The following is a 21,558-nucleotide window of genomic DNA, read 5'->3' as shown; positions in this document are numbered from 1 at the left end:
GGTGTGGAGGCCATGCCCGAACCCGCATCCGGAGCCGTACATCCCGACCTGAGGACGGGGGAGCCCTCGCCCTGGCTGCGGCGGATCCTCCGGGGGCTGTTGGGGCAGGAGCGGCGCTTCTGGGTGCTGGTGGTGGGCGTGGGCCTCATCTCCGGCCTGGGCGCGGTGGCGCTGCTCGCCGTGCTGCGCTTCACCCAGCACCTGTTCTGGCAGACGAACTCCGAGCACTTCCTGGAGGGCGCGCTCGCGTCGCCGGGCTGGCGCCGGTTCCTGGTGCCGGTGCTGGGCGGCGCGCTGGTGACGCTGGTGTCGCTGGTGGTGGGCCAGCCCCTGCGAGGCCACGGCACCGCGGGCATCATCGAATCCATCTGGGTGAAGTCCGGCCGGTTGCCCTTCCCCCGCGCGCTGCTGCGCGGCTTCGTGTCCATCATCGCGGTGGCGCTGGGGGCTCCCCTGGGCCGCGAGGGCGCGCTCCTCCAGACGGGCGCGGCCAGCGGGTCCGCGCTGTCCGGGTGGCTGAAGCTGGGGCCGGGCCAGGCGCGCGTGCTGGTGGCGTGCGGCGCTTCGGCGGGCATCGCGTCCGCGTACAACGTCCCCATTGGCGCCGCCCTCTTCGGCCTGGAGGTGCTCTTGGGCAGCTTCGCGCTGGAGCTCTTCGGCCCCATCGTCGTGTCGTGCGTGGTGGCGACGCTCGTGTCGCGCACCCTCATCGCGGACCACCCCAGCTACGTCATCCCCCACTACGCCCTCACCCACCCGCGTGAGCTGATTCTCGCGATCATGCTGGGCGTGCTCGTGGGCGGGGCCTCCGCGCTCTACGTGCGCGGCATCAACTTCACGTCGGACCTGCTGGACAAGCTGCCGTCGTGGCTCACCCCGTTCATGCCGCTGGTCGCGATGACGGCGGTGGGCCTCACCGCCATCGCGGGGCCGTACCTCATGGGCAACGGCTATGACTCCGTGAACATGGCGCTGCACGGGACGCTGCCCCTCACGCTGCTGCTCATCCTGCCCCTGGCGAAGCTGGCGGTGACATCGCTGTGCGCGGGCGCGGGGGTGCCGGGCGGGCTCTTCACCCCGTCCCTCTTCTTCGGCGCGCTCCTGGGCGGCGCGTTCGGGATGCTGGTGGAGCGGGCGCTTCCGGGCGGCGCGGCGCCCAGCGGGGCCTACGCTCTGCTCGGCATGGGCGCGGTGCTCGCGGGCACCACGCACGCGTCCGTGTCCGCGGTGCTGATGATCTTCGAGATGACCGGCGACTACGACCTCATCCTCCCGCTGATGCTCGCCGCGGTGGTGGCCGCCGTCGTCAGCCGCCGGCTGGAGCCGGAGTCGCTCTACACGTCCGTGCTCGCGAAGCGCGACGTGCGCGTGCCCGCCTCCGTGCCGCACTGGCTGCGGGAGGAAGGCGTGCGCTCGCTCCTGTCACCGGCCACGCAGCGGGTGCCGCCCTCCGCGCCCTTCGACGAGGTGGTGGTGCTGCTCTTGGAGCAGCCCGCGGGCGCGGACCTCTACGTCACCGACGCCGAGGGGCGCCTCTTGGGCGTCATCACCCTGGACGCGCTCAAGGGCCACCTGCCGGACCACTCGCTGCTCCAGGCCACCGTGGCCGCGGACGTGATGGACACCGGCGTGCAGCCCATCACCCCGGACCTGTCCCTGGCGGAGGTGGCCGCGCGGTTCGGCCACACGGAGTTGGATCGGTTGCCCGTGGTGGACGGAGGCCGGCGCCTGCTGGGTTCGCTCTCCAAGGGCGACCTGCTCAAGCGGGGGCGCTTCTAGATGGAGCTGGAGCCCCGCACGCGCGCGTGGAGCATCGTCGCCATGGGCCTGCTGTGCGCCGTGCTGACGTGGGTGCTGCTGCGCACCCCACCCCGCCCCGGTCAGCACCCTCCGGAGGAGCAGGTGCCCACGGAAGAACGCACCCGGGGCAACCCCTACCGGGGCTGGCCGCTCTTCCAGGGTTGGCCCGTCCCTCAGCCCCCGGACACGCCTCCGGCACACGACACGAAGCCGTCCGACGCGCCCCGGCAACGTTGAAGGTCTACCGTCCGCCCACCCTGAAGGGACGGTCCAGAGCGGGCGACCAGGCGGCCTGCGCGTGAAGCGCTTGCATGCGGGAGGGCCGGGAGGAAGATGGCCGCCGCCTTGGATGCCACTCCGTTCAACTTCGTCGCCATCGTGCTGTGCGTCTCCATTGGAGCGGGCCTGCTGGGTTCGCTGCTGGGCCTGGGCGGTGGCCTCATCCTCATCCCCGTCCTCACGCTCGTGCTCAAGGTGGACATCCGCTACGCGGTGGGAGCCTCCATCGTGTCCGTCATCGCCACGTCCAGCGGCGCGGCGGCGGCGTACGTGCGAGACGGCCTGGCCAACATGCGCGTGGCCATGTTCCTGGAGCTGGCCACCGTGGCGGGCGCCGTCACGGGCGCGATGCTCGCGGGCCTGGTGGGTGGCCGCGCGCTGTACTTCCTCTTCGGCGCGGTGATGGCCTATTCGGCGCTCGCGATGCTGCGCAAGCTGCGCGAGGACGGCAGACCCCGGGAAGAGCCTCCGCCGGATGCCCTCGCGGACAGGCTCGCGCTGCACGGCAGCTACTACGACGTGTCCACCGGCGGCGAGGTGACGTACCGCGTGCACCGGCCGCTCATGGGCCTGGGGCTCATGTATGTCGCGGGCACGGTGAGCGGCCTGCTCGGCATCGGCTCCGGCGCGCTGAAGGTGCCAGCCATGGACCTGGCGATGGGGCTGCCCATCAAGGTCTCCACCGCCACCAGCAACTTCATGATCGGCGTCACGGCGGCGGCCAGCGCGGGCATCTACTTCGCGCGCGGCGACATCGACCCGTTCATCGCCGGCCCCGTGTGCGTGGGCGTCACGCTGGGCGCGTTCATGGGCTCGCGCTACCTCACGAAGCTCAAGAGCGGCTCCTTGCGCATGCTCTTCGTGGCCGTCCTGCTGTGGGTGTCATACGAGATGCTGTCCAAGGGGATCCACGGATGAGCCCGGTACCCGCTGAACCTCCGTCTCCTCGGCAGACGACCAGCACCGCCGTCGCGCAGGACGAGGTGGTGCCGCTCACGCCGGAGCTGCTCATCAGCCAGCTGTTGCGCGGCGGCGTGCTGCTCAGCCTGTCGCTCGTCACCTGCGGCATGGTGATGACCTTCTTCCGGCACCCGGACTACTTCTCGTCCTCGGACGCGCTCCAGCGGCTCACCTCACCGGACGACGCGCCGCACCAACTGACGGACGTCTTCGAGGGCGTCATGGCCGTGCGCGGCCAGTCCTTCGTGATGGCGGGGCTGCTGGTGATGATCACCGTGCCCGTGCTGCGCGTGGCCCTGTCCCTGGGCATCTTCCGCGCGCAGAAGGACCGCGCCTTCGCCGCCATCACCACCGGCGTGCTCGCGCTGCTCCTGCTCGCCTTCCTCCTGGGCGGTGTGGAGTAGTCCACTCAGCAGTCCACCCGTTCGTCACATCCGCGCGGGCGCGAAACGCACTACAACGCGCGCCCATGGCCGAACGCGATCTGCCCCTCCTCCTCGTGCGCCACGCCGTGGCCGAGGACTCCCACGCCCTGGGCGACGAGGCCCGTGCCCTCACGCCCCAGGGCCGCGCCGCCTTCCGTCAGCACGCGAAGAAGCTCACGCGCCTCACGCCGCTCATGGGCATCATCACCAGTCCCCTGGTGCGCGCGGTGCAGACCGCGGAGCTGCTCGCGGACGCGCTCGGCCTGTCCCACGTGGAGGTCCACCCCGCGCTCGTGCCCATGAAGGGCGCGGCCCGCAACGTGCTCAAGCTGGCGCGCGACGTGGGCCCGGGCTGGGCGCTGGTGGGACACAACCCCTCGCTGGAGCGCGCCGCCGCGCTCGCGCTGGGCCATGCCCTGCCGGACAAGCTCCGCAAGGGCTGCGCGGTCGCCCTGCGGCCCGAAGGGCGCGGGTTCTCCCTGCAATGGATGGCCGCGCCAGGGCGGTCCCTGCGGCGCCCGTAGCCACCCGCGCGCGTTTGGAAACATGCGGTTTCCCCGTACGAGGCCTTGCGGAGCCCCCCCGCCGCGTGCAGGACTACGCGCTCCGTCAGGCAGTTCGTGCTCCAGCGAGACATGCGTTTTCCACAGACCCCAGCCCTTGCGGCTCCCGGCGCCGGACACGGCCTGGAGCACGCGCGCGCGTTGGTCGTGGCACGCGTGCTCGGCCTGCTGAAGCTGAAGCTGCTCGCATGGGTCGTCATCGGGCTCGGGGTCCTGCCCGGGGTGATGGCGCCCTCGAAGCCCTTCACGCCCATCGTCCCGATGAGCCAGGGGCAGGGCACCCAAGGCCCCTTCGAGGAAGACCACCCCCGTGCCGACGTTGGCATCAAGGTCTTCGCGGAGAAGCACCGCCGTTCGGGTGGCCTGTTCATCGAACCGGTCCCCACCGGATGCGGCCTGGCCGCGTTCCTCGCCTCGCTCCAGCCCGCGTTGCGCGGCGTGGCCTCCGTGGCCCCGCCTGACGCTCCGGATGAGCAGGGCATCGCGCTGCGCCGCCAACAGCTGCCGCGCCGCGGTGGCCTGGACGAAGCAGCCTCCGTCTGACGTCCGCCGTCCCCCGCGCCTCAAGCCCATGAGCCGCGCGGCGAGGACGCCGCCAGGCGGGCAATGCCCAACGAATGAAATGGCGACGCTTCCGGCGCGGCTGCGCTGGAGCGGACGCCGAAGGTGGCCTCGCGCAACCCGGGCGAGGACAAGCGGCGCGGACGGCCCCGTCCCCCTTCTCCCCGGGGCCCGTCCGCGCCCGTCGTATTTCGCGCACACCGTCCCGTGACGGACGTGACGCACTTGTTGCCGGCGCGTCACGTAGGCGCGAAGCGATGCGCGCACAGTACGTGCCCGCCATGTCCCACGTACTCATCGTCGACGACGAGCGCGACCTCGCGGAGCTCATCGACTTCAACCTGCGCGGCGCGGGCTTCACCACCCGCGTGGCCTTCACCGGGGAGGCGGCGCTCACCGCCGCACGCGAGCAGCCCCCGGACGTGGTGCTGCTGGACCTGATGCTGCCGGACCTGTCCGGCATCGAGGTCTGCCGCCACCTGCGCGCCAACCCCCGCCTGCGTGACGTGCTCATCGTCATGCTCACCGCGAAGAGCGAGGAGGCGGACCGCATCCGCGGCTTCGAGGTCGGCGCGGACGACTATGTCGTCAAGCCCTTCTCCGTGCGCGAGCTGGTGCTGCGGCTCAAGGCCATCCTCCGGCGCGCGTCCTCGCCCCAGGAGGGCAGCCCGCCCCTGGCGCTGGGCCCCCTGCGCCTGGACGTCACCCAGCACCGCTTCTTCGTGGAGGAGAAGGAGACGCCCCTCACCGCGCTGGAGTTCCGCCTGCTGGAGTACCTCATGGCCCGGCTGGGCCGGGTGCAGACCCGCGAACAGCTGCTGGAGCAGGTGTGGGGCCTGTCCAGCGCGCTGGAGACGCGCACCATCGACACGCACGTGATGCGCCTGCGCGACAAGCTGGGCCCTGCCCGCGCCCTGCTGGAGACGGTGCGCGGCGTGGGCTACCGCATCGTGGATCCGGCGGCCGGGTAGGCAGGGGCCTGCTTTCCGTTACCCATTTGTCACGCAAGGGCCGTCAAACGGCCACATCTGCTCCATAGATCGTCACGCGACCCCGACCCTTCGGGGAGGAGACACCTCATGAAGAAGACTCTGCTCTCAAGCTTCGTCGCCTTCGGGCTCGCCGTCCTCCCGCTGACCGCCCAGGCAGGCACGGTGACGGTGAAGGGCTCGGACACCATGGTCATCCTCGCCCAGCGCTGGGCGGAGGCGTTCATGAAGAAGAACCCCGCCACGAAGATCCAGGTGACGGGCGGCGGCTCCGGCACGGGCCTGGCGGCCCTGCAGAACGGCACCACCGACATCGCCATGTCCAGCCGGGAGATCAAGGAGGCGGAGGCCGCGAAGATCCGCGCCCGCAACAACGCCGCGCCCACCGCGCTGCCCGTGGCCAGGGACGGCGTCACCTTCTACGTCAACGAGACCAACAAGGTGGAGGCGCTCAGCGCGGAGCAGCTCAAGGCCATCTACCTGGGCGACACGACGAACTGGAAGGACGTGGGCGGGCAGGACGCCCCCATCGTCCCGTACTCGCGTGAGAACTCCTCCGGCACCTACGTCTTCGTGAAGGACCACGTGCTGGGCGGCGAGGACTTCGCCCCGGAGGCGCAGACGCTCCCCGGCACGGCCGCGGTGGTCAACGCGGTGGCCAAGGAGAAGAACGGCATCGGCTACGGCGGCGCCGCGTACGGCAAGGGCATCAAGGAGCTGAAGGTGAAGAAGGGCAACGAGTCCTTCGCCCCCAGCGCGCAGAACGTGAAGAGCGGCAAGTACCCGCTGTCGCGCGACCTGTTCTTCTACCTGGGCAAGGCGCCCGCGGGCGAGGTGAAGGCCTTCATCGACTTCGCGCTGTCCGCCGAGGGCCAGGCCATCGTCACCCAGGTCGGCTACTTCCCTGTGAAGTAGTTGGCGTCACGCGATTGTCACCCGGCGCGGGAGTCCCATGTTGGATAGACAGGCCGTCATGCAGGAGCAGGACCTCGCGCCCCCCGTGGCGCTGCCCACGCTGTCGCCCGCGGCACGCCGGCGCCAGCTGAAGGAGAAGGCCATCGCCGCGCTGATCACCGCGGTGGCCTTCACGGGCATCGCCGCGCTGGTGCTCATCCTCGTCTTCGTGGCGAAGGAGGCCCTGACGCTCGTGACCGACGCGGCGGCGCGCGAGGAGGCCAGCTTCTCCAAGATGTTCCTCCCGCAGCTGGTGCGGAAGGGAAAGCCCCTGGCCTACGTGTGGCAGCCGGTGTCCGGCGTGCCCAAGGTCAGCATGATTCCGCTCTTCATCGGCACGCTGAAGACGACGGCCGTGTCCATGCTGGTGGCCGTGCCCCTGGGCATCTTCGGCGCGCTGTTCGCCGCGGAGTTCGCCCCCCGCCGCCTGCGTGAAGTGCTCAAGCCCACCATCGAGCTGCTCGCCGGCATCCCGTCCGTGGTGCTGGGCTTCTTCGCGCTGATGGTGATGGCCTCCTTCCTCCAGGAGGTGTTCGGCTTCACGTCCCGGCTCAATGCCGTAGTGGCGGGGCTGGGCCTGGCGCTGGCCATCGTGCCGGTCATCTTCACGGTGACCGAGGACGCGCTCACCGCCGTGCCGCGCAGCTACCGCGAGGCGTCCCTGGCGCTGGGCGCCACGCCCTGGGAGACGGCGTGGAAGGTGGTGCTCCCGGCGGCGGCCCCCGGCATCCTCGCCGCGTGCGTGCTGGGCTTCGGGCGCGCCATCGGTGAGACGATGATCGTCCTCATGGCCTCCGGCAACGCGGCCATCGTGTCCTGGAACCTGGGCGACTCCGTGCGCTCGCTGTCCGCCACCATCGCCGCGGAGATGGGCGAGGTGGTGGTGGGCAGCCCGCACTACGCGCTGCTCTTCTTCCTCGGCGTGGAGCTGTTCCTCTTCACCTTCGTGCTGAACATGCTCGCGGGGGTGTGGACGAAGAAGGTCATCCAGCGGCTCAAGGGAGGTGCGGGGTGAAGCACGCCACACGCAAGGTCGTGGGCCTGTCGCTCGTGTCGCTCACGGGGCTGGCCGCGTTCATCATGGTGGCCATGCTCGCCATCATCCTCCTGGACGTCGTCCGGGGCGGCTGGAGCCACCTGTCCTGGCAGTTCCTCTCCCAGGCGCCCACGGACGGGATGATGGGCGGCGGCATCTTCCCCGCCCTCTTCGGCACCGCGGCGCTCACGCTGCTCATGACCCTGGCGGTGATGCCGGTGGGCGTCATGACCGCGGTCTACCTGCACGAGTACGCCCCGCCGTCCAGCCTCCTGGCCCGCGCGGTGCGCGTGGCGGTGGCGAACCTGGCGGGCGTGCCCTCCATCGTCTTCGGCCTCTTCGGCCTGGGCTTCTTCATCCTCTTCGTGGGCAGGGGCCTGGACCACGCCCTGGGCTACGAGGAGATGCACTGGGCCCAGCCGGGCATCCTCTGGGCGTCGCTCACGCTGGCGGTGCTCACCCTGCCCGTCGTCATCGTGTCCACGGAGGAGGCGCTGCGCGCCGTGCCCCAGGAGCAGCGCACCGCGAGCCTCGCGCTGGGGGCCACCCAGTCGCAGACGCTGGCGCGGGTGGTGCTGCCGGGCGCGCTGCCGGGCATCCTCACCGGCGCGGTGCTGGCCGTCTCCCGCGGCGCGGGCGAAGTGGCCCCCATCCTCTTCACCGGCGCGGCGTACTTCCTGCCGGACCTGCCCACGAGCCTGAACTCGCAGTTCATGCACCTGGGCTACCACACCTACGTGCTGGCCACGCAGTCGCCGGACGTGGAGGCCACCCGCCCGCTGCTGTACGCGACGGTGCTGGTGCTGCTCTTGCTCACCTTCGCCCTGAACCTGGTCGCGGTCCTCATACGCACGCGCACGCGCCGCAAGGCCGCGGCCGGACACTGACGCTCTTCATCCCATGCCCCTCTCCTCCGCCACGCCGCGCAACAAGATGGAAGCCCGCGAGCTCACCCTGCGCTACGGCAGCAAGGTGGCCATCAAGCAGGTGAGCCTGGCCATCCCCGAGCACAAGGTGACGGCGCTCATCGGCCCGTCCGGCTGCGGCAAGTCCACCTTCCTGCGCTCGCTCAACCGGATGAACGACCTCATCCCGGGGGCAAGCCACGACGGCAGCGTCTTCCTGGACGGCCGCAGCATCCACGACCGCGCCCTGGACGTGGTGGACCTGCGCCGCCGCGTGGGCATGGTGTTCCAGAAGTCCAACCCCTTCCCCAAGTCCATCTTCGAGAACGTCGCCTACGGCCTGCGCGTGGGCGGCCTCAAGGACAAGGCGAAGCTCGCCGCGCGCGTGGAGAAGTCCCTGCGCGGCGCGGCGCTGTGGGACGAGGTGAAGGACCGGCTGGACGAGAGCGCCCTGGGCCTGTCCGGCGGCCAGCAGCAGCGCCTGTGCATCGCGCGCGCCCTGGCGGTGGAGCCGGAGGTGCTGCTGATGGACGAGCCCGCGTCCGCGCTGGACCCCATCGCCACGGCGAAGATCGAGGAGCTCATCCACGAGCTCAAGGCCACGTACACCATCGCCATCGTGACCCACAACATGCAGCAGGCCGCGCGCGTGAGCGACCGCACGGCTTTCTTCTACATGGGGGAATTGGTGGAGTGCGGGCCCACGGAGCAGATCTTCACCAACCCCCAAGAGAAGCGCACGGAGGACTACGTCACCGGGAAGTTCGGCTGAGAGCCTCACCCGCGCGACGGAACAGGACGACATGGCGGCCACGCACACCGACAAGGCATTCGAGCAGGACCTGCGCAACCTGCGCGAGAAGCTGCTCGCCATGGGGGCCAAGGTGGAGACCCTCATCTCGCAGAGCACCCGCGCCCTCACCGACCGCGACTCGGCGCTGGCGGAGCAGGTGGTGGGCGCGGACCGCGAGGTGAACCGGCTGGAGGTCGACATCGACGACCTGTGCCGCCGCATCCTCGCGCTGCGCCAGCCGGCCGCGTCCGACCTGCGCCTCATCACCACGGCGCTGAAGATCGTCACCGACCTGGAGCGCATTGGCGACCTGGCGGTGAACATCGCCGAGCGCGCCATGGACCTGAACCAGGTGCCCCCGCTGGCGCCTTACGTGGACACGCCGAAGCTGGCGGAGCTGGCGCAGCAGCAGGTCAAGAAGGCCCTGGATGCGTTCGTGTCCGGGGACGCGGCCAAGGCGGAGGACGTCCTCAAGGGGGATGACCTGCTGGATGCCCTCTTCCTGAAGATCTTCAACGAGCTTCTGGCCTACATGATGGAGGACTCGCGCAACATCCGCCGGGCCACGGCGCTGATGTTCATCGCGAAGCACCTGGAGCGCATTGGCGACCACGCGCTCAACGTGGCGGAGATGGTCATCTACATGGTGCGCGGCAAGGACGTGCGCCACCCGCGCAGCCGCGACCTGGAGTAGGCGGCTTCACCGGGGTGTCACGGCGAGTTGGCCGTCCCGCCGCCCCGCCGCCCCGGTCCCGCCTTGTGAGGCTTCTAGGGTGGCGGCATGCTCATCGCCTCCAGCCTCCTCCTGGCCGCGTCCGCAGTGGGTCTCCTGGCCCTCCTCCTCCAGGCGCTGTTCGTGCGCCGCCACCGCCGCGCCGTCCCCGCGGCCCCCACGCACAAGCCCGGCCTGTCCATCCTCAAGCCGCTGTGCGGCGTGGATGACGACCTGGAAGCGAACCTCGCCCGGTTCGCCCAGCTGCCCTACCCCCACTACGAAGTCCTGCTGGGCGTGAAGGACGCGCGCGACCCGGCCTGGGCGGTGGCGCGGGCCGCGCAGGCGAAGTGGCCCCACGTCATGCGCGTGGTGCTCCAGGAGGGCGAGCCCGGCCTCAACCCCAAGGTGAACCAGCTGGTGACGCTGTCGTCCGAGGCCCGGTTCGACCTGTGGGTGGTGAGCGACAGCAACACCCGCGTGGGGGACGGCTACCTGGAGGAGATCGCCGCGGCCTTCGAGGACCCCACGGTGGGCTGCGTGACGCACCCGGTGGCGGGCCTGGGTGAGCAGACCTTCGGTTCGCTCCTGGACAACCTGCACCTGTCCTCCAGCGCCGCGGCGGGGATGATCGCCGCGAAGCACGCGGCGGACCGGGACATCGTGGTGGGCAAGTCCATGGCGCTGCGCCGCGAGGACGTGGAGGCGCTGGGCGGCTTCTTCTCCGTGAAGGACGTGCTGGCGGAGGACTACGTCATTGGCCAGTGGGTGACGCGCAAGCTGGGCAAGCGCGTGGTGCTGGCGCACGCCCCTGTCTTCAACGTGTCCCTGCGCAAGAGCGTGGACGCCTTCTTCCAGCGCTACCTGCGCTGGAGCGTCATCCACCGCACAGCGGTATCGCCCTCGACCTACGTGGCGCAGGCGCTCCTCAACCCGGCTCCGCTCGCGGTGCTGGGCGCGGTGTTCCACCCGTCCGCGCTCACGGGCCTGGCGGCGCTGGCGGTGGCGCTGGGCAAGGTCTGGGTGGACGTGGCGGTGTTCCGCGCGCTGCGGCCCCAGCCGGTGTCCTGGCGCGCGGCGCCCGCGGTTCTGGTGAAGGACGCGCTGCTCTTCGCCGCGTGGTGGCACGGCGCGTTCAGGCGCACGGTGGACTGGCGCGGCACGCGGTTGCGCGTGGTGTCAGGCACGCGCCTGGTGCCGATGCGGGCTCGGAGCACTCCCGCGACGGAGTGGATCCCCAGCAACGGGGTGGGGTGAACGACGCTGGCCCAACTTTTGACGAACCTTCGTACAGCAACCCTCGCCGCTCGAAGAACCGATGCCTATCTCCTTCAGCATGCCCTCCCTGAAGCTGGCGCATCTTTCGGATCTTCACCTGGACATGAGCCGCGAGAGCGATGCCTCCGCGTCCTCCTTGGTGAAGGCACTGACAGCGCAGGAGGTGGATCACGTGGTGGTGACGGGAGACCTCACGCACCGCGGATCCCACGCCGAGTTCCAGCGCTTCCGTGAACACTTCGCTCCCTGGATGGAGACCGGACGCCTCACCTTCATCCCCGGCAACCATGACCGGCCCGGCGAGGATGTGGGCAGCGGCTTCATGGAGGGCCGCAAGGTCCACACCGTGGAGAAGGCGGGACTCTTCCTGGTCTGCGTGGACTCCACCGGTGAGCACAACCGCAACTATTTCCACAGCCACGGCGAACTGACGGAAGGCGTCGTGGAGGAGGTGGACCGCGCGCTGGAGCACGCGCCCAAGGACGCGCTGGTCGCGGTGCTGCTGCACCACCACGTGATGCCGCTGCCGCTGGAGAGCTTCCCGGAGTGGATCGCCACGAAGTTCGGCCTGCCCCACGCGTCGGAGCTCGCGTTGGGTGGCCGACTGCTGGAGCGCGTGGGCGGCCGGGCGGACCTGGTGCTGCACGGCCACCGGCACATCCCCAGCGAGGCGGACCTGGGCATCCCGGGCGAGCGCTCCTTGCGCGTCTACAACTCGGGCAGCAGCACGGACCTGGGGCGCTTCCGCGTCTTCAGCCACATGGCCGGCCAGCTGGTGGGCGAGCCCGCGTGGTGCCAGGCGTCGGAGCCGGCCAGGCCGCGCACGGCGGTCCACAACGTCAGGCCCGCCCTCCAGTACCTGGTGGGCCAGCTGGGCATGGCGCTGTTCTAGGGCCTGCACGGCCGCCTGCTGGAGCCTGTCCCCGGGTACAAGTGTCGCGAATGCCAGCGGGGCCCCGGAAGGTTCTCCTCAAGTCAGGAGGATGCTTGGGGCGACTCGCGCTGGATGATGGGGCTCGGAAGGTCCTGGTCGTGGATGACGACGCGGACTGGAGGGAGTTCCTCCGGGTGAGCCTGGAGGACCTCGGCTATGAGACCACCGAGGCAGCGGACGGACAGGAGGCGCTCGACTCGCTCAAGCGGGGCGAGCGCTTCGGCGTCATGCTCCTGGACCTGAACATGCCGGGGATGAGCGGCCTGGAGGTCGTGGAGAAGCTGCCACGCGCGGCCACCACCCCCCGCATCGTCTTCCTCACCTCCGCGGCGGCGCAGGATGTAGGCAGCGCACTCATGTCTGGTCCCCACTACTACCTGCCCAAGGGTGCGAGTCGCGACCAATTGTCGCTCCTCCTGCAATCGCTGGGGGTGTAGGACGGGAGGGGTCACCCGCCGCCACGAGGCGGGGTGGGTCCAGCCGGGAGGTCCGCCATCGTCACGGAGCTCGTCATCATCCTCTTGCTGGTCCTGGCCAATGGCGTCTTCGCGGGCGCCGAGCTGGGCCTGCTGTCCGTGCGCAAGACGCGGCTGAAGGAGCTCCTGGAGCAGGGCAGCAAGTCCGCGAAGGCCGTCGCGGCGCTGCGGGATGATCCGGAGCGGCTGCTCGCCACGGTGCAGATTGGCATCACGGTGATTGGCTCCACGGCGGCGGCCTTCGGCGGCGCGAGCATCGCGCAGCGGCTGGCGGGGGTGCTGGCGGGGCTGGGCGTGCCGGAGGCCACGGCGAGCCAGGTCGCGTTCGCGGGGGTGGTCGCGATGGTGTCGTACCTGTCGCTGGTGCTGGGGGAGCTGGTGCCCAAGTCCCTGGCGCTGCGCTTCTCCGAGCAGTACGCGCTGACGCTGGGCCGGCCGCTCAAGGCGCTGTCGTGGGTGATGCGGCCCCTGGTGTGGTTCCTCACCGCGAGCTCCAACGTGGTGCTGAAGCTCTTCGGGGACAAGACGAACTTCTCCGAGTCGCGCCTGTCGCCGGACGAGTTGATGCAGCTGGTGGAGGAGGCGTCGAAGCAGGGCACGTTGGATCCGCGCGCGGGGGAGATCGCGTCGCGGGCCTTCGAGCTGGGGGACTTGACGCTGGGCGAGGTGATGGTGACGCGCGAGTACATCGTCGCGCTGCGCCGGCACGCGAGCAACGAGGAGATCCGCCAGGTGCTGCTGGAGCACGGGCACTCGCGGATGCCGGTGTACGAGGGCACGCTGGACAACGTGGTGGGCTACATCGTGGCCAAGGACCTGCTGGGCGTGGCCTGGGAGGGGCACCTCATCGTCCTGGAGGACGTGCTGCGCCCGCCGCTGTTCCTGGTGGAGTCCATGCGCGCCATCGCGGCGATGAAGGAGCTGCAGCGCCGGCGGATGCAGCTTGCGGTGGTGGTGGACGAGCACGGCGGCGTGGTGGGGCTGGTGACGGTGGAGGACCTGGTGGAGGAGCTCGTCGGGGACATCCTCAGCGAGTCCGAGACGCCGGAGGAGCTGGTGCGGCGCGAGGGGCCTGGCGTCGCGGTGGTGCAGGGCGAGGCGAGCCTGCGCGAGGTGAACCGCGCGCTGGGGCTGGAGCTGGAGGAGAGCGAGGACTACTCCACCGTCGCGGGCCTGTGCATCGCGCTCGCGGGAGGCGCCATCCCGGAGCCGGGCACGAAGCTGACCATGCCGGACGGCACGGTGCTGGAGGTGGTGGAGGCGTCGCCGCGCCGCGTGCGCGAGGTGCGCTTCCACCTGCCGGAGCAGCCCGTGCAGTCGGAGGCGTGACAGCGGTCCCTCCTCTTCGTGTGAATCCGGACGGGTGCCCTGGGGTGCCGTTGGTGATGCCGCACCGGGCACCTATATGCCCGGGAGGGGCACCCCGGCCCTGGGGAGGCGCGCGCAGCGGATGCAGTCCTCAGCCCCACGCATCGCGTTCGTCATCGAGACGACGCTCGGCAACGCGGTGTTCCTGGACAACCTCAAGCGGGCCATGGGGCGTCGCACCGACATCACGCCGGTGTGGCTGCCCATCGACGAACACGCGGATGACCTCTGGGAGTACCTGCCCATGGTGCGCTCGCGGCTGTCGATGCGCGGAGGGCTGCGGGCCCGCGTCGCGCTGAACCAGGCCTCCTCGCGGGAGCCGGTGCGGGCCGCGGTGGTGCACACGCAGCGGCTGGCGCACCTGTCGCACGGCTTCATGCGCCGCGTGCCGAGCGTCATCTCCACGGACGCGACGCCCAGCGGGCTGGAGGAATACCTGCGCTACTACGGCCTGCGCACGCAGCACGCGGGCTGGCTGGGCCGGGCGAAGAACGTGCTGCACCGGCGCACGTACGCCATCGCGAAGGGGATGCTGTCCTTCTCGGAGTACACCAAGCGCTCGCTGGTGGAGGAGTACGGCGTGCCCGGCGCGAGCGTGCACGTCGTGTGGCCCAGCGTGGACACGACGCTGTGGCGCCCCGCGCCGGAGAAGAAGCCCCGCGACGGCGTGGTGCGGCTGCTCTTCGTGGGAGGCGACCTGGGGCGCAAGGGCGGCCAGCTGCTCCTGCGCTGGGCGCGGGAGACGCGGCGGAGGAACTGGCGGTTGGACCTGGTGACGACCACGCCCTTCGAGGCGCCGCCGGGGGTGCGCGTCCACGTGGGCGTGCAGCCGAACTCGCCGGAGCTGATTGGCCTGGCGCAGGCGGCGGACCTCTTCGTGTTGCCGACGATGGCGGACATGTCGTCCTGGGCCATCGCGGAGGCGAAGGCCGCGGGCCTGGCGGTGCTGTCCACGCCCGCGGGCGGCGTGGGCGAGCTGGTGCGCGACGGCGTGGACGGGCGCATCGTGCCGGCGGGGGACTACACGGCGCTGGCGCACATGCTGGACGCGCTGTTGCAGCGCCCGGCGACACTGGAGGCCATGGGACGGGAGGCCCGCCGCATGGCCGAGGCGCACATGGACCTGGACACGACGTGCTCGCGGATGCTCGCGTTCATCCGCCAGGTGACGGGCGTCTGAGCGGCGGATGCGAACCCTCCGGGTAGCCGGAGCGCTCAGGCCTGCCCCTCACCGAGCCGGACCTTGCCCGCCCTCCAGACCGAAGTGCGCGGAGTACCTCCAGCGGGATGCCTTCTTCCTCGTTGCCAGGTGCTTGTATTCGACAGGCCACCCCGCAGCACCTGAGCCGTGTGCAGTTCTGGGACTTCGCGGGTAATGGACTTGCACCGGGACGCCCTGGCGCGCAGATGGAGGCGCTGCCATGGCCGCGGAGGCCCTCGTGAGGAGCGCGATGATCCATCTGCGCCAGCCGTTGGAGCTCCCTCCGGGAGGCTTGCGTACGTACTTCTCGTCGCCCCTGCTCGAAAGGGGTGGCATCGGAGACGTCTCGCGTTTGCGGGTGAGCATTCGAATCCTGCGACTCCGAGATGGGCGACGGCCCTCCGCGAAGGGGCGGACGGAATGAGGACGCTCGACGAACCCGCCGAAGGGCCACCCCATGACGCGGCGCCCGCCGCCGGCGCCTCGGTGAGCCAGCGCCGCTGGCGGACGACGGTGGGGCTGAAGGTGCTGATGGCCGTGACCGGCGTCGTGCTCGTCACGTTTCTCGTCCTCCATCTGCTCGGCAATCTGCTCGTCTACCAAGGCTCCACGGCGCTCAATTCGTACTCTGCGTTCCTCGTCCGCGAACCCCTGCTCCTGTGGGTGGCCCGCGCGGTGCTTCTCCTCTCCGCGGTCATCCACGTCGGCGCCGCCGTGCTGCTCTGGGCGCGGGACCGGCGCGCGCGTCCGGTGCGCTACCGCCGCGTGGCCCGGCGCTCCGCCACGGTAGCGTCTCGCACGATGCGGCTCACCGGCCTCGGGCTCGGCGGATTCATCGTGTTCCACATCCTGCACCTGACCGCCGGAATCATCGAGCCCGTGCCATTCAACGAACACGACGTGTATCGCAACGTGGTCGGGGGATTCAGCGTGGGCTGGGTCGCGGCGGCGTATCTCGGCGCCATGGTGCTCGTCGGGTTGCACGTCTGGCACGGAGCATGGGCGTCCTTGCGTAGCCTCGGGGTGTCGAGGCCCTCGCCCCAACCGAAGCGTCGGCCAGTCGCGTGGCTCCTGGCCCTGCTTCTCTGGGGTGGCTTCACGAGCATTCCGCTCGCGGTCTGGCTCGGGTGGGTGCGCTAGTCATGGAGCTCAACGCCAAGATCCCGGAAGGACCGCTGCCTGCCAAGTGGGACCAGCGCCTGCGTGAAGGGCACCTCGTCGGGCCGAGCAACCGCCGCAAGTACACCATCCTCGTGGTCGGCTCAGGCCTGGCGGGAGCCTCCGCGGCGGCCTCGCTCGGCGAGCTCGGCTATCGCGTGCACTGCTTCTGCTTCCAGGACTCGCCGCGACGCGCGCACAGCATCGCCGCGCAGGGCGGCATCAACGCCGCGAAGAACTACCGCAACGACGGGGACAGCATCTGGCGGCTCTTCTACGACACGCTCAAGGGCGGCGACTTTCGCTCGCGAGAGGCAAACGTCTACCGGCTCGCCCAGGTCAGCAATCAAATCATCGACCATTGCGTGGCCCAGGGGATTCCGTTCGCCCGTGAGTACGGGGGAACATTGGCGACACGCTCGTTCGGGGGCGCGCTCGTCTCGCGGACCTTCTACGCGCGCGGTCAAACCGGGCAGCAACTCCTCCTTGGCGCGTACCAGGCGCTCGAGCGGCAAGTGCAGTCTGGACAGGTGCGCATGCACGCGAGAACCGAGATGCTCGATCTCGTCGTCGCGGATGGCCGGGCGCGAGGGATCGTCGTGCGCGATCTGCTGACCGGAGCACTTGGCTCGTTCGCCGGCGATGCGGTGATCCTCGCAACCGGAGGTTACGGCAACGTCTACCATCTATCGACGAACGCGCGAGGGTCCAATGCTACCGCGATCTGGCGTGCGCATCGCAGGGGCGCCGGCTTCGCGAATCCGTGCTTCACGCAGATCCATCCCACCTGCATCCCGGCGAGCGGCCCCCACCAGTCGAAGCTGACGCTGATGAGCGAATCGCTCCGCAACGACGGACGAGTCTGGGTGCCGAAGCGCAAAGGGGACCGGCGCGCTCCGTGCGACATCCCGGACGACGAGCGAGACTATTACCTCGAGCGGCGGTACCCGACTTACGGCAACCTGGCACCTCGGGACATCGCCTCGCGCGCGGCGAAGGAGGTCTGCGACGAGGGGATGGGCGTGGGTCCGGGCGGACGTGGCGTCTACCTCGATCTCGACGAGGCGCTGCGCCGTATCGGCAAGAGTGCAATCCGCGAGCGCTACGGAAACCTGCTTGAGATGTACGAGAGGATCACTGGCGAGGATCCATACCGCGTGCCGATGCGAATCTACCCGGCGGTCCACTACACCATGGGCGGCCTCTGGGTGGACTACGATCTGCGGAGCACGCTTGCGGGCCTGTACGTTCTTGGCGAGGCCAACTTCTCCGACCACGGGGCAAACCGCCTGGGCGCGAGCGCCCTCATGCAGGGGCTCGCCGATGGATACTTCATCGTTCCGAACACGATCGCCGCCGGGTTGGCGCGCGCCGGGCCCTCACCACTCGACCCGGAGCACTCGGCGTTCCGGGATGCGGAGCGCGGCGCCAGGGCGAAGCTCGATCGCCTCATCGCCTCGCGAGGCACGCGGACCGTGGAGGATCACTTCCGGGAGCTCGGCGCCCTCCTCTGGGAGCACTGTGCCATGGCACGCAGCGAGCGCGGACTCTCGGCGGCGCTCGAGCGAATCCCCGTGCTGCGGAGCGAGTTCGAACGCGATCTCCGGCTACCCGATACCGGGGAAACACTGAACGAGTCGCTGGAGCGCGCCGGGCACCTCGCTGACTACTACGAGCTCGCGGAGCTGATGTGCCGCGACGCGCTCGAGCGAGACGAATCCTGCGGCGCGCATTTCCGGGAGGAGCACCAGACGCCCGACGGCGAGGCGCGACGCGACGACCAACACTTCGCCCACGTCGCGGTGTGGGAGCACCAGGACGGGGGCAGGCCACCGGTCCTCCACAAGGAGCCGCTCTCGTTCGAGGCGGTCCCACCCTCCACCAGGACCTACAAGTGAGAACGGGCCCCAAGCCGTGACCACCGCTCCTCGCCGACTTCGAACTTCACGTTGAGAGAGGGGGCAGCATGCCGCTACGCAAGGCATGGGCACGGTGGGTGGGGAGCCTGAAGACAGGCAAGGGCCGCGTGGATCGCGGAAACGGAGCGTTCGCGTCCGCCTGCTCATGGGGCGCCAGGCGCGCTGCGACGTGACACGCTTTTCGAGAGAAAGGGGCTCGACGTGAACTTCGTTTTACAGCTCTGGAGGCAGAAGAACCCTCAGTCCGAGGGGGCCTTCAGCCGTTACGAGGTCGGGGGGATCACGCCCGATATGTCCTTTCTGGAGATGCTCGACACCCTGAACGAGCAGCTCGCGTCCAAGGGAGAAGCGCCAGTCGCCTTCGAGAGCGACTGCCGCGAGGGGATCTGCGGCTCGTGCGGCGTCATGATCAACGGCGCGGCGCACGGCCCCATCGGGGGTACGACGGTCTGTCAGCTCTACATGCGTCATTTCTCCGATGGTGAGGAGCTCGTGATCGAGCCGTGGCGAGCGCGGGCGTTCCCGGTGCTCAGGGACCTGATCGTGGACCGGAGCGCCTTCGATCGGATCATCTCCGCTGGCGGCTTCATCTCGGTTCCGACAGGGGCTGCCCCCGAGGCAAGCAGCGCGATGGTCCCGAAGCAAGGCGCTGACGCAGCGATGGACTCCGCGGCCTGCATCGGCTGTGGTGCTTGCGTCGCGGCCTGCCCCAATGCATCGGCGGCACTCTTTGTCGGGGCCAAGCTCTCTCATCTGGGCCTCTTGCCGCAGGGGCAGCCGGAGCGCGCGCGCCGGGCGCTCGCCATGGTGGCGCGGATGGACGACGAGGGCTTCGGCAACTGCAGCTGGCACGGGGAGTGCCAGGCGGCGTGCCCCAAATCCATCAGCATCGACACCATTGCGCGCACGAGCCGTGACTGGAGCCGGGCGAAGCTGGCCGACGGGCGGCGGTCCACGCCCGACCGCACCAACGACTCCGTGAGCGAACCGTAATGGTGAAACGGCGCAGCCCTTCCGGCGTACAGCCGACCGGGACGCTCCACATGGACGAAAATGGGGTGACACCCGACGCCGTGCGCGACTTTCGAACGCGGCTCACCGCGGGAGAGGAGGTCGTCGATCCCGAGACCTGGGCGGGCTCCCTCCCCGCCGCCTTCGGGATCGCGCCACGGGTACGGATTGGCGCGAACCGCTGGTTCAACCTGCTCTGGATGATCCCGCTCTGCTTCGTGGCCTTGATCGCGGCGATCTCCGTGGCGAAGGGGCTCCGCACGATGCCGGAGGTCCAGCAGTTCATCCTCCGACACCCGGGGACCGGCTTCGCCACCCGCTTCACCACCGCGATGCCGGTCTGGCTGCGCGTTCAGCACTTCTTGAACTTGTTCTTCCTGATCTTCATCATCCGGGCTGGGCTGCAGATCCTGGCCGACCATCCCCGGCTGTATTGGACGCGGCACTCGACGCCCGGGCGAGAGTGGCTCCGCATGCAGAAGAAGGTGCCTGACGTCCCACTCTGGACCGCCAAGCAGGACTCCATCACCCTGCCGAAACACCTCGGGCTGCCGGGCATCCGCCACTCTATTGGGCTGGCACGCTGGTGGCACCTCGGTGTCGACATGCTCTGGCTCGCCAACGGGATCGTCTTCTACGTCCTCTTGTTTTCGACGGGAGAATGGCGTCGGCTCGTCCCGACGAGCTGGCAGGTCTTCCCCGATGCCGCGTCGGTCCTCCTCCAGTACCTGTCGCTCGATTGGCCTGTCGACAACGGCTGGGCCGCATACAACGGGCTGCAGGCCATCGCCTATTTCATCACCGTCTTCGTGGCCGCGCCGCTCGCCCTCGTGACCGGGCTGGGCATGTCACCCGCGCTCTCCACCCGGTTCAGGCGCGTCAGCAAGCGGCTCAGCATCCAGATGGCTCGCTCGCTGCACTTCCTCGTCCTCTGCTGGTTCCTCCTCTTCATCGTCGTTCACGTCACCCTGGTCTTCACGACCGGCGCGCTGCGGAACTTGAACCACATCTACGCTGGGGTCGACAGCGGCGACTGGGTCGGGTTCGGAATGTTCGCGGCGTCGATGGTGGTGGTCACGGTCGCTTGGGTCGCCGCGACCCCCGTGACCCTGCGACATCCGCGCTGGGTGCAGCGGATCGGCTTCGCCCTGATCGGCCCGGTGCAGCGACTGTTCGAGCATGCGGATGCGAAACCCGGTGAATACTCGGAGAACGACATCTCCCCGTACTTCTGGCACAACGGCAAGTATCCCGAGTCGGCCGAGTACCGGGCACTCTTCAATGGCCAGTTCGCGAGCTATCGGCTCCGGGTCGGCGGACTCGTCGAGAAGCCGGTCGAGTTGAGCCTGGCCGAGCTGCGCGCCCTGCCGTACCACGAGCAGATCACCCAACACTTCTGCATCCAGGGATGGTCGGGCGTCGCCAAATGGGGTGGCGTCTCGATGCAGACCGTCCTCGACCTGGTCAAGCCCAAGCCGGAAGCGAAGTGGGTGGTGTTCTATTCGCTCGGCGACGGTCCGGACCAGGGCCTCTACTATGACGCGCACCCCATCAAGCAGATGAGCTACCACCTGACGATGCTGGCCTACGACATGAACGGCCAACCACTGTCTTACGGTCACGGGGCGCCGCTTCGCCTTCGCAACGAGGTCCAGCTCGGCTTCAAGCAGGTGAAGTGGATCGCCGGCATCGAGTTCGTAGCCGACTACTCCGAGGTCGGCGGCGGGCAGGGCGGCTACAACGAAGACCACGAGTTCTTCGGGTATCGGCAGTCGATCTGACCAGCAGCGGTGAACGCACGACGTGGGTGCTCACCATGGCCCCCTGCCTGGCGGGAGGCACTGCCCAGCGACCGGAAGCTCCGGTGCGGCAGCCATTCCGTTTGCTGCCTCCTTGCAGCAAGGCCCGGCCGGAAACGACGAAGGGCCCGGGATTATTGGGAAAAATCCCCAACAATCCCGGGCCCTTGTCTCTGCGCGCGATGCAGGATTCGAACCTGCGGCCTTTGGCTCCGGAGGCCAACGCTCTATCCAGCTGAGCTAATCGCGCAGAACCGCTTTCCGATGCCGGAGGAGTAACCGAAGTCCCCAGACGACGCAAGCACGCAATCCCGACCTGCCATGGACTAGACCCGGGGACATGAACCGCGCTCCCCTGCTATCCGCCTGTCTCCTCGCTGCCTGCCTGGCCTGCACGGAGTCACCCCGGACGCCCGCGGCGTCCCCTGCCCCGAGCC

At 69.6% G+C, this 21,558-nt stretch carries 21 protein-coding genes and 1 tRNA gene; 21 read left to right on the top strand and 1 reads right to left on the bottom strand.

Annotated elements, in window-relative coordinates; all coding sequences use genetic code 11:
* Window positions 1-12: 12 nt before the first annotated feature.
* The 21 genes from D7W82_RS14610 to D7W82_RS14510 all read left to right on the top strand — a co-directional run bounded on the left by D7W82_RS14610 (window position 13) and on the right by D7W82_RS14510 (window position 21,103).
* On the top strand, window positions 13-1,779 hold the full coding sequence (locus tag D7W82_RS14610; protein WP_120618962.1) for a chloride channel protein: 1,767 nt from the start codon (window positions 13-15) through the stop codon (window positions 1,777-1,779).
* On the top strand, window positions 1,780-2,037 hold the full coding sequence (locus D7W82_RS14605; protein ID WP_120618935.1) for a hypothetical protein: 258 nt from the start codon (window positions 1,780-1,782) through the stop codon (window positions 2,035-2,037).
* A 96-nt stretch (window positions 2,038-2,133) separates the two neighbouring features.
* Window positions 2,134-2,997 (top strand): sulfite exporter TauE/SafE family protein, encoded by an 864-nt coding sequence (locus D7W82_RS14600; RefSeq protein ID WP_120618934.1) that lies wholly within the window; start codon window positions 2,134-2,136, stop codon window positions 2,995-2,997.
* Window positions 2,994-3,443, top strand: a complete 450-nt coding sequence (locus D7W82_RS14595) for a DUF1634 domain-containing protein (RefSeq protein ID WP_120618933.1) — start codon at window positions 2,994-2,996, stop codon at window positions 3,441-3,443. The genes D7W82_RS14600 and D7W82_RS14595 overlap by 4 nt, the downstream gene beginning before the upstream one ends.
* 65 nt (window positions 3,444-3,508) lie before the next feature.
* Entirely contained in the window at window positions 3,509-3,988 is a 480-nt protein-coding gene (locus D7W82_RS14590) for a histidine phosphatase family protein (RefSeq protein WP_120618932.1), read from the top strand.
* 180 nt (window positions 3,989-4,168) lie between these two features.
* Window positions 4,169-4,570: a hypothetical protein gene (locus D7W82_RS14585; protein WP_120618931.1), complete on the top strand. Its 402-nt coding sequence runs from the start codon at window positions 4,169-4,171 to the stop codon at window positions 4,568-4,570.
* 299 nt (window positions 4,571-4,869) lie between these two features.
* Window positions 4,870-5,559: a response regulator gene (locus tag D7W82_RS14580; protein WP_120618961.1), complete on the top strand. Its 690-nt coding sequence runs from the start codon at window positions 4,870-4,872 to the stop codon at window positions 5,557-5,559.
* A gap of 108 nt (window positions 5,560-5,667) precedes the next feature.
* A complete protein-coding gene (locus D7W82_RS14575; RefSeq protein WP_120618930.1) occupies window positions 5,668-6,492 on the top strand; it encodes a phosphate ABC transporter substrate-binding protein in 825 nt (274 codons plus the stop codon).
* A gap of 58 nt (window positions 6,493-6,550) precedes the next feature.
* Window positions 6,551-7,546 (top strand): phosphate ABC transporter permease subunit PstC, encoded by a 996-nt coding sequence (gene pstC / locus D7W82_RS14570; RefSeq protein WP_171425638.1) that lies wholly within the window; start codon window positions 6,551-6,553, stop codon window positions 7,544-7,546.
* Entirely contained in the window at window positions 7,543-8,454 is a 912-nt protein-coding gene (gene pstA / locus D7W82_RS14565; RefSeq protein WP_120618929.1) for a phosphate ABC transporter permease PstA, read from the top strand. The genes pstC and pstA overlap by 4 nt, the downstream gene beginning before the upstream one ends.
* A 46-nt stretch (window positions 8,455-8,500) precedes the next feature.
* On the top strand, window positions 8,501-9,244 hold the full coding sequence (gene pstB, locus D7W82_RS14560) for a phosphate ABC transporter ATP-binding protein PstB (protein WP_120618959.1): 744 nt from the start codon (window positions 8,501-8,503) through the stop codon (window positions 9,242-9,244).
* A 31-nt stretch (window positions 9,245-9,275) separates the two neighbouring features.
* Window positions 9,276-9,959: a phosphate signaling complex protein PhoU gene (phoU, locus tag D7W82_RS14555; protein WP_120618928.1), complete on the top strand. Its 684-nt coding sequence runs from the start codon at window positions 9,276-9,278 to the stop codon at window positions 9,957-9,959.
* Window positions 9,960-10,046: 87 nt separating this feature from the next.
* Entirely contained in the window at window positions 10,047-11,234 is a 1,188-nt protein-coding gene (locus D7W82_RS14550; protein WP_120618927.1) for a ceramide glucosyltransferase, read from the top strand.
* A gap of 61 nt (window positions 11,235-11,295) precedes the next feature.
* Window positions 11,296-12,147 carry a metallophosphoesterase gene (locus D7W82_RS14545; protein ID WP_120618926.1) on the top strand — a complete coding sequence of 284 codons (852 nt, stop codon included), beginning with the start codon at window positions 11,296-11,298 and terminating at the stop codon, window positions 12,145-12,147.
* Window positions 12,148-12,197: 50 nt separating this feature from the next.
* Complete coding sequence (locus D7W82_RS14540; protein WP_120618925.1) at window positions 12,198-12,626, top strand: response regulator; 429 nt, start codon at window positions 12,198-12,200, stop codon at window positions 12,624-12,626.
* A gap of 84 nt (window positions 12,627-12,710) precedes the next feature.
* Complete coding sequence (locus tag D7W82_RS14535) at window positions 12,711-13,994, top strand: hemolysin family protein (RefSeq protein ID WP_120618958.1); 1,284 nt, start codon at window positions 12,711-12,713, stop codon at window positions 13,992-13,994.
* 121 nt (window positions 13,995-14,115) lie between these two features.
* Entirely contained in the window at window positions 14,116-15,213 is a 1,098-nt protein-coding gene (locus tag D7W82_RS14530; RefSeq protein WP_120618924.1) for a glycosyltransferase family 4 protein, read from the top strand.
* A gap of 441 nt (window positions 15,214-15,654) precedes the next feature.
* A complete protein-coding gene (locus tag D7W82_RS14525; protein WP_120618923.1) occupies window positions 15,655-16,374 on the top strand; it encodes a succinate dehydrogenase cytochrome b subunit in 720 nt (239 codons plus the stop codon).
* Window positions 16,375-16,376: 2 nt separating this feature from the next.
* The gene (locus tag D7W82_RS14520) at window positions 16,377-18,290 is read left to right on the top strand and encodes a fumarate reductase/succinate dehydrogenase flavoprotein subunit (RefSeq protein ID WP_120618957.1); all 1,914 of its coding nucleotides are present in this window, start codon (window positions 16,377-16,379) and stop codon (window positions 18,288-18,290) included.
* Window positions 18,291-18,512: 222 nt separating this feature from the next.
* A complete protein-coding gene (locus D7W82_RS14515; protein ID WP_120618922.1) occupies window positions 18,513-19,304 on the top strand; it encodes a succinate dehydrogenase/fumarate reductase iron-sulfur subunit in 792 nt (263 codons plus the stop codon).
* Window positions 19,305-19,354: 50 nt separating this feature from the next.
* On the top strand, window positions 19,355-21,103 hold the full coding sequence (locus D7W82_RS14510; protein WP_120618956.1) for a molybdopterin-dependent oxidoreductase: 1,749 nt from the start codon (window positions 19,355-19,357) through the stop codon (window positions 21,101-21,103).
* Window positions 21,104-21,297: 194 nt separating this feature from the next.
* Here D7W82_RS14510 and D7W82_RS14505 read toward each other — a convergent pair.
* Window positions 21,298-21,371 (bottom strand) — tRNA-Arg (locus tag D7W82_RS14505).
* Window positions 21,372-21,558: the final 187 nt, after the last annotated feature.

The organism is Corallococcus sp. CA049B (assembly GCF_003611685.1).
Taxonomy (GTDB): Bacteria; Myxococcota; Myxococcia; order Myxococcales; family Myxococcaceae; genus Corallococcus; species Corallococcus coralloides.
The sequence above is the reverse complement of the archived record's forward strand: the minus strand, read 5'-3'. Positions and strand labels throughout refer to the sequence as shown.